This is a genomic window from Pantoea leporis (assembly GCF_028048155.1).
Taxonomy (GTDB): Bacteria; Pseudomonadota; Gammaproteobacteria; order Enterobacterales; family Enterobacteriaceae; genus Pantoea; species Pantoea leporis.
Genome location: NZ_JALMEU010000001.1, coordinates 1,090,903 through 1,105,708, shown reverse-complemented (window position 1 = coordinate 1,105,708; position 14,806 = coordinate 1,090,903). Strand labels below are relative to the sequence as shown.

Here is a 14,806-nt window from a genome sequence, read left to right as displayed (position 1 = left end):
TCGGCTGTTATTACGCTGGAATCTCATTCATATGTTCAAGTTTCGTCATCTGTTTACCCCGTTTTTACTGCTGCTTGTGCTGTTAGCTCCCACGCTGAGCGTGGCCGCAGATACGCCGCCCAACGATCAGGCAGAGGACGCCGCACCCAAGGTGAATGCCTCGGTCGAGCTGCCTAAGATGCAGAAAATTCTCGACAAAATTAAAGGCCAGGTCTCGGGCGATACCAATGAAAGCCAGCTCAACCAGCTTAATGAGATGGCGCTGGAGCTTTCCGGTAATGCCGAAACCCTCGGCCAGGCGTTGATCCCGCAGGGCCAGCAATTGGATGCACAATTGGCGGTTCTTGGCCCGGCACCGAAAGCCGATAGCGGCGTGAAAGAGACGCCTGAAGTGACGCGCAAACGTGCGGCGCTGGAGAGCCAGAAAGCCAAGCTGGACGATCAGATCAAACAAGCCGATGGCATCAAAAACGGTGCGCTGGTGCTGTCATCGCAGATCGTCAACCTGCGTCGTGACCAGCTGAAAAGCCAGCTGGCGCTGAACTCTGGCAGTATCCTTGGCCCGCGCTTCTGGGCGCCGCTGGTTAGCAGTCAGGATCTTGATGGCGAGAAGATCAGCGAGTTCATTACTGAATTGCAGGACACCGCCGCGCTGTCGTGGGAATCTGGCTGGCGTTTCGGCACCGTGGCCTGGCTGTTTGCCGCGATGCTGGTGATGACGCTGGGCCGTCGCTACAGCGAAGAGTTCTTTGCCTGGGTCAGCATTCATAAGATGCCGGAAGGGCGCTTACGTCGCAGCTTCCTCGCCGCCACCACCGCGCTCACCACGCTGGCCGCGGTGGTGATCACCTTTAACTTCATCGCGCTGGCCTTTACGCGCCGTGATGAAGTCTCGGGTGATGTGCAGGATTTTGTTGATCGGCTGGTGCAGCTCAGCGTCTATTGCGGCTTGATTGCCGGTTTAGGCCGCGCGTTCCTCTCCACACGTCGCCCAAGCTGGCGTTTGCCGGCCATCTCCAACGAAGTCGCGCAAGCCCTGAAGCCGTTCCCGCCGTTCACTGCGGCGCTGGTGTTTATTTTCCAGACGGTGGAAGCCTTCAACTACAGCGTCGGCACCAGCCTGAATACCACCATTTTTGCTAACGGCTTGACCGCGCTGCTGATTGGCAGTACCGGACTGGCGATCGGCATGCGCATCAACCGCGTACGCCGCCGCATGGTGCAGGAAGGTCAGCAGCCTGAAGCGCGTTCAACGTTGGTGGGATTGGTGCAGCTGGCGCTGATGCTGACGGCGCTCGGCATCCTGATTTCACTGATCATCGGTTACGTCACGCTGGCGCGCTTCCTTAGCTATGAAGTGATTTGGTGCGGCATTTTGTTTGGTTCGTTCTACTTCCTCAGCCATCTGGTGAATGACGGCTGCGAAAGCCTGTTCTCCACCAGCAATGCCACCGGCAAGCGCCTGCAAACCACGCTGAATATTGATGAGCGTTACCTGCAACAGGCGGCGACGCTGCTCAGCGCGCTGGGTAAAACCGTGCTGATTGCCATTCTGGCGCTGGCACTGCTGAACGGCACCTTTGCCTCATCAACGCCGATTGAGCTGATCCAGAAGGTGATTGAGTTCTGGGGCGGCAAAGGGCTGGAGTCGCTGAACATTGTGCCGGCACACATGGTGAACGCGATTCTCTGTCTGGTGGTGGGCATTTACGTGCTGCGTTCGGTGCGTCGCTGGCTGGATAAAGATTTCCTGCCCAAAACCACCATGGACGTCGGCATGCGTGTGTCGCTGGTGACGCTGTTCAGCAATATCGGTTACGTGCTGATTATCCTGCTGACGCTGTCGATTATGGGCCTGCAGTGGAACAAACTGGCGTGGATTGTGAGCGCCTTGTCGGTCGGTATCGGTTTCGGCTTACAGGAGATTGTGAAGAACTTTATTTCCGGCCTGATTCTGTTAACCGAGCGTCCGGTGAAAGTGGGCGATCTGGTGAGCATCAGCGGCATTGAAGGGGATATCCGTCGTATTAACGTGCGCGCCACCGAAATTCAGCTCGGCGACAAATCGACGGTGATTGTGCCGAACTCGCAATTTATTTCGCAGAACGTGCGTAACGCCACCATGGGTAACGCGCAGGGCGTGGTCACCATCTTGCTGACGTTCCCGCTGGATATCGATCCGGTGCGGGTGCGTGAAATTCTGCTGGAAGTGTATCAGGAGAACGAACGTATTCTGGAGACGCCGGAGCCGTCCGTGTCGTTCAAAGATTTGACGCCAGCGGGTATCGTGTTGAGCGTCACCGGCAACGTTGCCGGTCAACGCCAGATTTCCGGTGCCAAGAGCGATCTGCTGTTCGATATTCTGACGCGTCTGCGCAAAGAGGGCATTATGCTATCGACGCCGCAGACCATGATCATCGAGCGCCGCGCCGTGGCCGCAGCACAAGATCAGCAAAGCGATCCGTTGCCATAATGACGTGATTGCACCACTGTAGCGGCGCGATTTATCGCGCAATTTGACTGCGATGAAAAGGTCAAAACAACGCAATTAATTGCGCCGCTACGGATCGGAAAAGATGGGGCCTAACACACGGCCACATCGTTGTTTATTTTATGACCGCCCAACCTTTCTGCTTACTGGTTTTCCCAATTCCTGGATTAAAACTGTTGGTGGGATCGAGCTGTTGATAAAACGCCTGCAGCTGCGGTTTCGCCTGATACAGATGGCCCACGTTATGCTCGGCCGGATACTCGGCGCCGCGCGCGGCTAAAATCGCCAGCATCTTCTCTTTTAACGCATGCGCATCCACGCCTTTTTTCACGATGTAATCCTGATGGAAGACGTGGCAGAAAAAGTGGCCGTAGTAGAGACGATGGCTCAGATCGTTATCGAACTCGGGCGGCAGGCGTTCAAACCACGCTTCATCATTACGACGCAGCGCGATATCCAGCGCCAGAATGTCTTCCACTTCATCGGCATGCACCGCGTGATAGCGCACCGCAGCACCGGCGGCGGCAAAGCGATGCAGGAACGCGTGCGCACCCTCTTTGGCGTCACAGGCGAAGAACGCGCCGCCGCCTTCGCGGAAATATTCGGTCAGATAGGCCTGCGCTTCGGCGACGCCGTCGCCGGACATCTTCAGCATCAGGTGATGCTCATATTTGTCGCGATACTGCTTCAGGCGTTTAGGCAGATGCGCCGGTAGCCAGCTGCTGACGCGCTGCAATAAACGATCGGTGAGATGCGGTTTCACCCAGTTCAGCTTGCCTAGCCAGGCATCCACGCGGCCTTTCAGGGTGAAAAACAGCGGCATTTTGTCGGTGCCAAGTTTATCAATCATCACGAAAGTATCTTTGCCGTACACCTCGGCGATGTCGAAAATGTCGCGGTGCATATATTCGCCCGCCACCGGCAGATGGGTAAATTCCGCCAGTATATGGCGGCGAATATCGCCCAGTTCCGCCGGATTATTGGTGCCGATGTAGAACACCTGTTGCTGCGGTTCGGTGGGGAAGGTATCCAGACGCACGGCAAACACCGCCAACTTACCGGCGCAGCCGGAGGCTTCAAACAGGCGACGCTCATCGGCGTTAAAGCGCGCTGGCGTCTCTGCATGGATATCGCGCACGCGTTCGGCGTATTCATGATCCGAGGCGTGGCGTTCATCCCAGCGCACATCGCTCTGCTGCCAGCGATCGTCATCCAGCCGACCCAACATCTCTTCCGGCGAATGGCCGAGATCGATGCCGAGATGGTTCACCAGCTTGAGTTTGCCGCTGGCATCAATCTGCGCAAACAGCGCCATTTCGCTGTAGGCCGGACCGCGTTTGATCAGCGAACCGCCCGAGTTATTGCAAATCCCGCCCATTACCGAGGCGCCAATGCAGGAGGAACCGATCACCGAATGCGGCTCGCGGCCAAGCGGCTTCAGCGCTTTTTCCAGCTGATACAGCGTGCTGCCGGGGAAGGCGAGGATCTGTTTGCCGTTGTCGATCAGCTGCAACTTATCCAGACGCAAGGTGCTGATGATCACCACTGGACGATCGTAATCGTTGCCGTTTGGCGTGGAACCTTCGGTCAGGCCGGTGTTGGCGGCCTGCATCAAAATGATCGCATCGGCGCTCACCAGCGCCTGCAACGCACGCCACAGCTCAAGCAGCGAACCGGGGAAAATCACCGCCAGTGCTTCGCCTTCGCCCGAGCGAAAACCTTTACGGTAGCGCGCGGTCTGTTCCGCGTCGGTTAACAGGTTCGACGATCCGACCAGACGACGCAGTTCGGCGAGCAGAGTAGGGTGCGAAGTGTTGTTATTCATTGGCCTATCCTTGTCTTTAACATGGCGCTTTTACTGTAGCATGCGCCAGCGACAGGAGCGCGGTGTGACATGGTGGCTACCTGCTATCCTCATCTTGTGGCAAACTGCCCCGGTTATTTCGATATTGCGCAGTCACTTAAGAGAACCCGACCTGATGAAATGGATTTACTCTGTTAGCCTCGCTGTCTCCTTAGCCATGCAACCCGCTTTCGCGGACGATCTGTTTGGCCCACATCCGATGACTGAACAGGCGCGCGACGCCTTTGTGAATCAGCTGCTCAGCAAAATGACCCTTGATGAAAAAATCGGGCAGATGCGTTTGATCAGCGTAGGACCGGATACGCCAAAATCGGCGATTCGCGACATGATTCAGCACGGTCAGGTCGGGGCAATTTTTAACACCGTGACGCGTCAGGATATCCGCGCCATGCAGGATCAGGTGATGCAGCTCAGCCGCCTGAAAATTCCGCTGTTCTTCGCCTATGACGTGGTGCACGGTCAGCGCACCATTTTCCCGATTCCACTTGGCCTGGCGGCAAGCTGGGATCTGGATGCCATCGCTGAGGTGGGACGCGTCTCTGCTTATGAAGCCGCGGATGACGGCCTCAACATGACGTGGGCGCCGATGGTTGATGTGTCCCGCGAACCTCGTTGGGGACGCGGCTCGGAAGGCTTTGGTGAAGACACCTTCCTCAGCGCGCAAATGGGCAGCAGCATGGTGAAAGCCATGCAGGGCAAAAGCGCGGCGGATCGCTACTCGATCATGACCAGCGTGAAGCACTTCGCGGCCTACGGCGCAGTGGAAGGTGGACGAGATTACAACACCGTCGACATGAGCCCGCAGCGCCTGTTCCAGGATTATCTGCCGCCGTATAAAGCCTCATTGGATGCCGGCAGCGGTGGCGTGATGGTGGCGCTTAACTCATTGAATGGCACGCCGGCTACGGCAGACAGTTGGCTGCTGAAAGACATCCTGCGCGGCGACTGGAAGTTCAAAGGCATCACCATTAGCGATCACGGTGCGATTAAAGAACTGATTAAACACGGCGTAGCCAGCGATCCACAGGATGCGGTGCGCATTGCGATGAAATCAGGCATCGACATGAGCATGAGCGACGAGTACTACAGCAAATATCTGCCGGGCCTGGTGAAGAGCGGCGCGGTGAGCATGGCGGAAGTGGACGATGCCGCGCGCCATGTGCTGAACGTCAAATATGAGATGGGCTTGTTTAACGATCCTTACAGTCATTTAGGGCCGAAAGAGGGCGATCCGCAGGACACCAATGCGGAAAGCCGTTTGCATCGCGCCGAAGCGCGTGACGTGGCGCGTAAAAGCATTGTGCTGCTGAAAAACTGGCGCGAAACGCTGCCGCTGAAGAAAGACGCCACCATTGCGTTGGTGGGTCCGCTAGCGGATAGCCAGCGCGACATCATGGGCAGCTGGTCGGCCGCCGGCGTGGCGAAACAGTCGATTCCGCTGCTGCAAGGCGTGCGCAATGCGATGGCGGGCAAAGGTACGGTGCTGTACGCCAAAGGCGCTAACATCACCGACAACAAAGGCATTCAGGACTTCCTCAATCTGTATGAGCAGGCGGTCAGCGTGGACAAGCGTTCACCGCAGGAGCTGATTGACGAAGCGGTAGCGCAGGCGAAAAAAGCTGATGTGGTGGTGGCTGCCGTGGGTGAAGCGCAGGGCATGGCGCATGAAGCCTCCAGCCGCAGCGATTTGGTGATCCCGGAAAGTCAGCAGAAGCTGCTGGCCGCACTGAAGGCCACCGGCAAACCGCTGGTGATCGTGCTGATGAACGGCCGTCCGCTGACGGTGGTGAAGGAAGATCAGCAAGCCGATGCGATGCTGGAAACCTGGTTTAGCGGTACTGAAGGCGGCAACGCGATCGCCGATGTGCTGTTCGGCGATTACAACCCGTCGGGCAAGCTGCCGGTCTCCTTCCCGCGTTCGGTGGGCCAGATTCCGATTTACTACAACCACTTGCCAACCGGTCGTCCCTACAACTTCGCCAAGCCGAACAAGTACACCTCGCACTACTACGATGCGGTGAACGGTCCGCTTTATCCGTTTGGTTACGGCCTGAGCTACACCAGCTTCACGGTGTCGCCGGTGAAGATGTCGTCACGCACTATGCCGCGTAACGGCTCGGTGGAAGCGTCAGTGACCGTGACCAATAGCGGTAAACGCGATGGTGCAACCGTGGTGCAGCTCTATCTCAACGATCCGGTCGCCAGCATTAGCCGTCCGGTGCAAGAGCTGCGCGGCTTCCAGCGCATCATGCTGAAAGCCGGTGAATCGCAGACCGTGAAGTTTAAGATCGACGTTGATGCGCTGAAATTCTGGAACCAGAAGATGCAGCAGGTTGCCGAGCCAGGCAAATTCAACGTGATGATTGGACTGGATTCAGTGCGCACGCAGGATGCGCAGTTTGATTATCTGTAAGTAAGATTGTTGCGCTCTTTCGCTCGGTCAGCATGAATGCTGACCCTACATGTTATGCTTCGGTGATTTGTAGGGTCGGCATTCATGTCGACCAGGCCAATGAGCGCACAAACCCATGAACATCCGCGAACGCATCCAACAGCAAGTCTTCCGCCTCAACGGCCTGTCACTCAACGAATTCGACATCTCGCAACCGCCTGGCGATCCCGGCTTATTTGGCCCGGACCACGTTATCTGGCGCGTCCATGGCGACTTCCCCTCCATGCTGTGCGGCGGTATCAGCGCCTTGATGCTGCAGATGCTGCATCCGGCGGCGCTGGCGGGCGTGTGGGATCACTCCAATTTCCGGCAGGACATGATGGGCCGCCTGCGTCGCACCAGCCAGTTTATCGCCGTCACCACCTTCGGTAACACCGCCGATGCCAACATCCTCATCGACCGCGTCAAACGGATTCATCTGCGCGTCACCGGTGTCGATAACGCGGGCAAGCCGTATGCCGCCAGCGATCCGCATCTGCTCACCTGGGTACACGTCGCGGAAACCAGCCGTTTTCTGGCGGCGCATCTGCGCTACAAAAATCCGCAGCTCAGCCTGGCCGATCAGGATCGTTACTATCAGGAAGCGGCGTTAGTTGCCGAAGCGCTTGGCGCACAGCGGGTGCCGAAAAGCGTGCAGGCGGTTGAGGCGTATCTACAGATGATGCGGCCCGAGTTGCTCTGTGATGCGCGCACGCTGGAGGTGATGCAGTTGCTGATTAACGCGCCTGCACCTAGCTGGCAGGCGAAACCGGCAATGCGCGTGATGCTGAAAGCGGGAATGGGATTGTTGCCTGACTGGGCACAACAGCAGATTCAGCAGCCGGTTGGGCCGCTGACGCAGTGGCGCGTGGATCGGGAAATGGCGGTGATTGCCGGGCTGCTGCGCTGGTCGATTCAGCGCGGCGCTTATACCCGCGCCATGCAGCGCATGGGCCGCTAAGCGTTACAAATGCAGCTCATCCTCTTTCTGCGTGTAAGTGCGCGGTGTGCGTGCTTCACGTTTTAGTGCCAGCTGACGTTGCTGATAATGGTGCAGCATCATGCCAAGTCCGAGGCCAATCAGCGCCAGCGGCAGCAGGCTGTAATAGATATCAAGCGGTAATAACACCAGCAACGCCACGCCGCTCAGCAACAGCGTCAGCGACGTCATCACCCATGTATAACGAATAAACAGCCACACCAACATCGCGAAAATAACCACGTCACGCAGGTTCAGATCGAGGTTTTGCAGCACCATGATGGCAGCTCCAAAGAGGTGAATGCGCAAACCATATCACGCGAAATGGTAAAAGAATCGCAAATTAATCTGAAGCTTGTCAGCGTGTTAAGCGGCAATTGATAAGCCGCACTCATCTTTCCCTTCTGGCACTTTGAGAGTTTTACCCTTGTGTCACATGGCACGAGTGCCGATCCTGCTCTATTCTCGGGGAAAATGGATTCCTCCAGGTAATATCGAGGCGTTATGACCCACCAACCTCTGATTGCTGAGGTGCCGAATCAGCAACACACACTAACCGCGATCGTCGAGCAGGATGCGCGTACGGCCTATTTTTATATCTGGCCGAATGACCTGTTTCGCAGCCAATACGCGGTGCGCGGCTGCTGGCTGCGTAACCTGCTGCCTGCGCCCGCGCAGGAAGATCGTGAAGCGATGGAGCAGGGCATCGCGCCGCTGCTGAGTGCCGAGTATTGCCGCACGCTGGAAGCCGAGCCGATGCTCGATCCCGCCGGCTTACAGGTGCTGTGGGAGCCCAGCGACGACGGCGCCGCGCTGTGGTATTACGGCCAGCTGCTGGCGGTGATCCCCGGCTGGAGCCTGTATCAGGATAAGCAGGTGAGTTTTTCTGCTGCCTGCATCAAAGAGAATCGCCTGACCGCACCGCTGGGATCGGCCTCCACCAACGATTACTACGCGCGCGCTGAACAGCAGCGTCACTTCTGGCGTGACTGGCACGACGGACACTTGTGGGATGTGGTGCAGCGCGAGCTGATGCAGTGTTATCAGGCGCAGTTTGGCGAATCGGTAAAATATTACTCCATCGATCAAGGCAACTGGCCGCCAATGGCGATTTCGCAGCACTTGCACAATGGCGTTTGGTATTTCCTGACGCTGGGCATGGGGATCCGTCCGATGCCGCAGGTGGATCACCTGTTTGACGAGCTGGCGCCGCAGTATCGCCGCGTCGAGCTGGCGATGGCGGTAAACGGTGAAGTGATGACCGAAGCCAATGCAGTGCAGATGGCGAGCGCGCTGGCTGAGTTTGCCCATCTGCCGTGGGCGCGCCTGACCTGGATTGGCGAAGGGCATACGCTGGCGTCGGAAGTGGCGCCGGTTGGCTTTGAAAGCTTCCTGCTGGCCAACGATCTCGCTCCCGAAGCGGCGCAATTCCGCCTGCCGAAACGCGATGGCGACCGCGTGAATCTGCTGTGGTCCACGCCAATTACCGAAGCCGAACGCCAGTTTGCGCAGGCTGACGATCGCGGTGGGCAGCAGCTGCTGCAACGTTTGCTGGCGGACGGCAATAATCATGTGTTCCGGCCGCGCCAGGAAGTGGTTGAAACTCCCGCTCCGTAAATCAGGTCGGCATCGATGCCGACCCTACGATTTTAAATTATCACCCAAATCAACTATTTCACTGCTTTGTGATCGTGCTCACCTCAAGTTCCCCATTAACACGCCGTTAACCTCGATCAGGCAACTCGCCAACCAGGGTAAGGGCACACATAATGTTCAAAACAACACAATCCCGTTTCACCGCGACGCTGGTCGCCTTTTTTGCCGGTCTGATGCTGATTACCGTGCTGGTAATTAATCAGTTTATCGCTCCGCAACTCTCCGAAAATGAAAGTCGTCTGGTGCGTTACGAAGTAGACGGTCTGGCCGGACGCATCGTCGAGCAGATGAACCGCGTACAGGCACAGCAGCGCGCCATTACCGAAGCCGCAGGCGTGATGGATAGCGCAGCCATTGATACCTTGCTGCCCGCCTTAGTTAACCAATATCAGGACAGCAACGTGTTCGGCGGTGGCATCTGGCCGTTACCGAACCGTCGCGATCCGGCCAAAGAGAAAGACAGTTCGTTCTTTGCGCGCAACGCCAGTAACCAGCTGCAGGTCAACACTTACTGGAACTCGGACGCCGCCGACAAATACTGGGAGCAATCCTGGTACAAAGATGGTTTGAGCGCGCCGAAGGGCCAGTGCGCATGGGCAAAAGCCTATCAGGATGCTGCCAGCCCGCAGCCACGTACCAACTGCGCGATGGCGATCTATCGCGATGGCACCGTATGGGGCGTGGCGACCATTGACGTGACGCTCGGCTTCTTCAACCAGCTGGCAAAACAGATGGGTGAGGCGATTCAGGGCCGCGTACTGATCGTTGAAGCCGACGGTAAAGTGGTGGGTAACGCCGCGCTGGTGGATGGTGCGCCGAAGCTGGAAAACCTCGCCGATACCCAGCTGCCGATGGCGTCCGCGTTAAAAGGTCTGTTAGCGCAGGCGGGCAGCCAGCCCGCACAAACCACCTTTACAGGTGAAGATGGCGAACACACGCTGTTTGTGCAGGCGATTGCCGGTAGCCCGTGGTATCTCGCCAGCGATGTGCCGTCGAGCTTGCTGGATGCGCAAACTCACAGCATGTTGACGCGTCTGGGTCTGGTGCAGATTCCGCTGGCGGTGATCCTGCTGTTGGTGCTGCTGGGCTTTGTGCGCGCCATGATGAAACGCCTCGCGGTGCTGAACAGCAACATTGAAGCCTTATCGACCGGCGGTGCCGATTTGACGCAGCGTCTGCCCGCCAGTAATAGCCCGGAATTCAACGCCGTGGCGCAGAGCTTCAACCAGTTCATCGCCTATCTGCAAGGCCTGATGCGTCAGGTGGGCGATAGCGCGCTGGCGATTACGGCGGCTTCGCGTGAAATTGCCAGCGGCAACGCCGATCTCTCGGCGCGTACCGAATCGCAGGCCAGTTCGATTGTTGAAACGGCAGCATCAATGGAAGAGCTGACCGGCACGGTGCGTCAGAACGCCGATAACGCCACGCATGCGAATCAGCTGGCGGATGGCGCGTCGCAGGTTGCGGCACGCGGCACCGAAGTGGTGCGTCAGGTGGTCACCACCATGGGCGCGATTAATCACTCTTCTCGCAAAGTGGTTGATATCATCAGCGTCATCGACAGCATCGCCTTCCAGACCAACATCCTGGCGCTGAACGCCGCGGTAGAGGCGGCGCGCGCCGGTGAACAGGGGCGCGGTTTTGCCGTGGTGGCCTCGGAAGTGCGCAACCTGGCACAGCGCTCGGCTAACTCGGCGCGTGAAATTAAGAAGCTGATTGAGGAGTCGGTGGCGAATATTGATACCGGCAGCCAACTGGTGGAGCAGGCCGGGCAAACCATGGATGAGCTGATGCAGGGCGTCAGCAGCGTGACTACGCTGATGAGCGAAATCATGTCAGCGAGCCGCGAGCAGAGCATGGGCATCGATCAGGTTAACGTGGCGATTACCCAGCTGGACGGCAGCACTCAGCAGAACGCCGCGCTCGTCGAGCAGGTTTCAGCCGCCGCGCAGTCGATGCAGCAGCAAAGCGTGCAGCTGGAGCAGGTGGTACAAAGCTTTAAGCTGTAAGTTTTGTGGAGTTGGTCGCCATGCATGGCGACCTTCTCACACACCGCACACATCTTCTCTATTAACGCCATTCCCCGCTTTTTTATGCTGAATTCTCCGCAGGCTGCTACGCTTTAATGTGCCCACGTTAACGCACGGAATGTGCGCTATTTCCTCCATCAACCCTTTGGAGGTTGTGTACAATAGCTGCGAATTTTCCGAAGGAGTTGTCATGCCCGCCATTGAAGTTATTCTCGTTGACCACCTCGATCGCCCTATCGGCAAAATGGAAAAGCTGGAAGTGCATGAAAAAGGATTGCTGCATCGCGCGGTGACGGTTTACGTGTTCAATTCGCGCCATGAAGTGCTGCTGCAACGCCGTGCCAGCACTAAATATCACTGTGGTGGATTGTGGAGTAACACCTGCTGCAGTCATCCCTATCCGCAGGAATCCACGCGCGATGCCGCCGAGCGCCGTTTGCGTGAAGAGATGGGCATGAATGTTGCGTTAACGCCGGTGTTTGAGCTGAGCTACAACCTGCCGCTGAGTAACGGCTTGACCGAGCATGAATATGGGCACGTGTTCTTCGCCATCAGCGATGAGCAGCCGGTCCTCAACCCGGAGGAGACGGATGCATGGTGCTATCGCTCGATTGCGCAGATTCAGCAGGAGATGCAGGAGAATCCGGCGCAGTTCACGCCGTGGTTTTTGCATACCTTCCCGCGCATTCCCAATACGCTGGGCGAGTTTCGCCTGACGGCTTAAAGACGAAGGTCGCCATTTATGGCGACCTCTGTTAATCCATCACTGAAAATCTTCCGCATCCACGTCGTAACCCGACGGCTCCCAGCGAATCGCCAATAGCGCCAGTAAGCCAATCAGCGGCGCAAGGAAAATCACCCAGAACACGCCGGTACCAAACGCCGCCACCAGCAGCGGGAAGGCGAACAGCGACACGGTGGAACTGCCGCGCATCAGCGTCTGGTTGAAGCCAACGCCTACGCCGCGCAGCGAAGCCGGATAGCTTAGCGAGGCAAATGTCATGGTGTGCGAGCCGGGACCAAACCCCTGACCAAACAGGAACAGCGCCAGCATGGCAATCGCCACCGCCGCCTGTTCGCCGCCTTCCGGACGACCAATCAACGCCAATCCCAGCAGCGCCACGCACTGACAAGCGTAACCGGCCACCGACATCTTCCACGCGCCCAGACGCGGCACCAGCCGCACCGCCAGCAAGCCGCCGACAAAAGCAAACAGCAGATTCAGCGCCAGCGACACCAGAATGGTGGTCAGCATCGATTGCGCAAAGAAGCTGGAGATAATCACCGGCAGGCCAAACGCCACCGCGTTATAGGCAAATGACGAGGCGATGGAGGTGACGGTTGCCAGAATGGTACGACGACGATAGACGCCCTGCAGCAGCGCGCCGTAGTTGCGCCAGCTGGCTTTACGTACCGCTTTCTGCGGCGTCAGATCGGCGTCATCCGCCACCTGCGCGTTGATGTTGTAAGAGTTGCGCAGAATCTCCGCCGCGCCTGTGAGGTTGCCCTGATTGGCTGCCCAAATCGGCGACTCACTCATGTAACGGCTGCGAATGGCGATGATCAGCAGCGCAGGCACCGCACCAAAACCCAGAATCAAACGCCACAGCCAATCGGTGTGGCTTTCGGGCAACACCGCATACAGCAGCAGGACCAGCAGGTAGGAAATACTGATCGCCGCGTACCATGTCGGACACCACATCGCCACGCTGGCGGCCTTATTGCCTTGCCCGCGCAGCTTCGAAAACTCGGCGAGAAACGCCATCGCCACCGGTAAGTCGATCCCGACGCCGAGGCCCATCACAAAGCGCGCACCGGCCAGCACATATTCGTTTGGCGCGAACGCACAGGCTAACGCTGCCACCACGAAGAAAAACATGTCGGCCATAAACACACGATAGCGACCGATTTTGTCGGTGAGGTAGCCGCCAATCAGCGCCCCGACAATCGCACCAAAGGTAATCGCCGATGCCACCATGCCGGTGCCTGCGGGCGTCAGCTGGAACTCGCGCGTCACGTCTTTGATGCCAAACGCCAATGCGCCGAGATCGTAGGCGTCAAGGAACACGCCGCCCAGCGCAATCGCGATCACGATGCGCGCGTTGCTGCGCGATTCGTTGCTGTTGTTCACCAGCCCGGAGACATCGGCCGCGCTGCGGATCCATTTGGTCTCACCGGTGGGGACATTCCCTGCCTGCGCGACGTGCGCCGGAGAAGCTAAGTCGGTCATGATGTTTTGTAATTTATTGTAATGAGTGGGACTGTGAGCATAAGCCGCCGTCTTAACATCGAAAATTCCAATTGGTTATATGTGCTGCGTTTTGGTTATAACCGATAGGCAATTGATAGCAAAAAAAGCACGAAGTAAGCCGCTTGACCGCGCCTATCCCCTTTCGCCAGGCTACGCTTGATAGTCACACAATGAAAACAAATGAGGGAAGCGGGATGATAAAGCAGGGTTTATTGGGAATGATGGCATTGGCAATGAGCATGGGTGCAGCGCAGGCGGCGGATCCGGTGAAAGTTGGTTCCAAAATTGATACCGAAGGCTCGCTGCTCGGCAACATTATTCTGCAGGTGCTGGACAAACATGGGGTAAAAACCGTCAATAAAATCCAGCTCGGTACCACGCAAGTGGTGCGCGGCGCGATCACCGCCGGTGAGCTGGATATCTACCCGGAATACACCGGCAACGGCGCATTTTTCTTCAACGATGAGAAAGACACGGCGTGGAAGAACGCCCAGCAGGGCTACGAGAAGGTGAAAAAACTCGACGCCGAGAAAAATCATCTGGTATGGCTGACGCCCGCGCCAGCTAACAATACCTGGACGATTGCGGTGCGCGGCGACGTGGCGCAGAAGAACAACCTCAACACGCTGGACGATCTCAGCGCTTACCTGAAAAAAGGCGGCACTTTCAAACTGGCTGCCTCGGCGGAATTTATCGAACGCAGCGATGCGTTACCGGCGTTTGAAAAAGCCTACAACTTCAAACTGGAGCAGGCGCAGCTGCTGTCGCTGGCCGGTGGCGACACCGCCGTGACCATCAAAGCGGCGGCGCAGCAAACCTCTGGCGTGAACGCGGCGATGGCCTACGGCACCGACGGTCCGGTAGCGGCGCTGGGCCTGCAAACGCTGAGCGATCCGAAAGGCGTGCAGCCGATTTATGCCCCTGCGCCGGTGATCCGCGAAAGCGTGCTCAAGCAATATCCGGACATCGGCAACTGGCTGCAGCCGGTCTTCAGCAAGCTGGATGAGAAAACCCTGCAGCAGCTGAATGCGCAGATCGCGGTGGATGGTCAGGATGCCAGCCAGGTCGCGAAACAGTGGCTACAGACCAATAAGTTGCTGTAAG

At 57.6% G+C, this 14,806-nt stretch carries 10 protein-coding genes; 7 read left to right on the top strand and 3 right to left on the bottom strand.

Translation table 11 applies throughout. The features are described 5' to 3' along the window. Positions 1 to 31 precede the first annotated feature (31 nt). Entirely contained in the window at positions 32 to 2,473 is a 2,442-nt protein-coding gene (locus MWH02_RS05185) for a DUF3772 domain-containing protein (RefSeq protein ID WP_101763157.1), read from the top strand. A gap of 133 nt (positions 2,474 to 2,606) precedes the next feature. Here MWH02_RS05185 and dld read toward each other — a convergent pair whose 3' ends face one another. Then, positions 2,607 to 4,316, bottom strand: a complete 1,710-nt coding sequence (gene dld, locus MWH02_RS05180) for a D-lactate dehydrogenase (RefSeq protein ID WP_271460023.1) — start codon at positions 4,314 to 4,316, stop codon at positions 2,607 to 2,609. 154 nt (positions 4,317 to 4,470) lie between these two features. Here dld and bglX point away from each other — a divergent pair, with 154 nt between their 5' ends. Both bglX and MWH02_RS05170 read left to right on the top strand, forming a co-directional pair. Next, positions 4,471 to 6,768, top strand: coding sequence for a beta-glucosidase BglX (gene bglX / locus MWH02_RS05175; protein ID WP_271460022.1), 2,298 nt, complete (start codon positions 4,471 to 4,473; stop codon positions 6,766 to 6,768). Positions 6,769 to 6,883: 115 nt separating this feature from the next. Further along, positions 6,884 to 7,747: an oxygenase MpaB family protein gene (locus tag MWH02_RS05170; RefSeq protein ID WP_192414235.1), complete on the top strand. Its 864-nt coding sequence runs from the start codon at positions 6,884 to 6,886 to the stop codon at positions 7,745 to 7,747. Between the two features lie 3 nt (positions 7,748 to 7,750). Here MWH02_RS05170 and MWH02_RS05165 read toward each other — a convergent pair whose 3' ends face one another. Beyond that, a complete protein-coding gene (locus MWH02_RS05165) occupies positions 7,751 to 8,044 on the bottom strand; it encodes a hypothetical protein (protein ID WP_271460021.1) in 294 nt (97 codons plus the stop codon). A gap of 225 nt (positions 8,045 to 8,269) precedes the next feature. On the opposite strand from MWH02_RS05165, the gene MWH02_RS05160 reads away from it, so the two are divergent. The 3 genes from MWH02_RS05160 (at position 8,270) to idi (ending at position 12,175) form a co-directional block, all read left to right on the top strand. Then, on the top strand, positions 8,270 to 9,382 hold the full coding sequence (locus MWH02_RS05160) for a suppressor of fused domain protein (protein ID WP_271460020.1): 1,113 nt from the start codon (positions 8,270 to 8,272) through the stop codon (positions 9,380 to 9,382). A gap of 152 nt (positions 9,383 to 9,534) precedes the next feature. After that, entirely contained in the window at positions 9,535 to 11,430 is a 1,896-nt protein-coding gene (locus MWH02_RS05155; RefSeq protein WP_271460019.1) for a methyl-accepting chemotaxis protein, read from the top strand. A gap of 211 nt (positions 11,431 to 11,641) precedes the next feature. Then, entirely contained in the window at positions 11,642 to 12,175 is a 534-nt protein-coding gene (idi, locus tag MWH02_RS05150; RefSeq protein WP_271460018.1) for an isopentenyl-diphosphate Delta-isomerase, read from the top strand. Positions 12,176 to 12,214: 39 nt separating this feature from the next. Here the strand turns inward: idi and MWH02_RS05145 are convergent, their stop codons facing one another. Then, on the bottom strand, positions 12,215 to 13,681 hold the full coding sequence (locus tag MWH02_RS05145; protein ID WP_271460017.1) for an MFS transporter: 1,467 nt from the start codon (positions 13,679 to 13,681) through the stop codon (positions 12,215 to 12,217). 215 nt (positions 13,682 to 13,896) lie between these two features. On the opposite strand from MWH02_RS05145, the gene osmF reads away from it, so the two are divergent. Then, a complete protein-coding gene (gene osmF, locus MWH02_RS05140; protein ID WP_101763148.1) occupies positions 13,897 to 14,805 on the top strand; it encodes a glycine betaine ABC transporter substrate-binding protein OsmF in 909 nt (302 codons plus the stop codon). Position 14,806 lies beyond the last annotated feature (1 nt).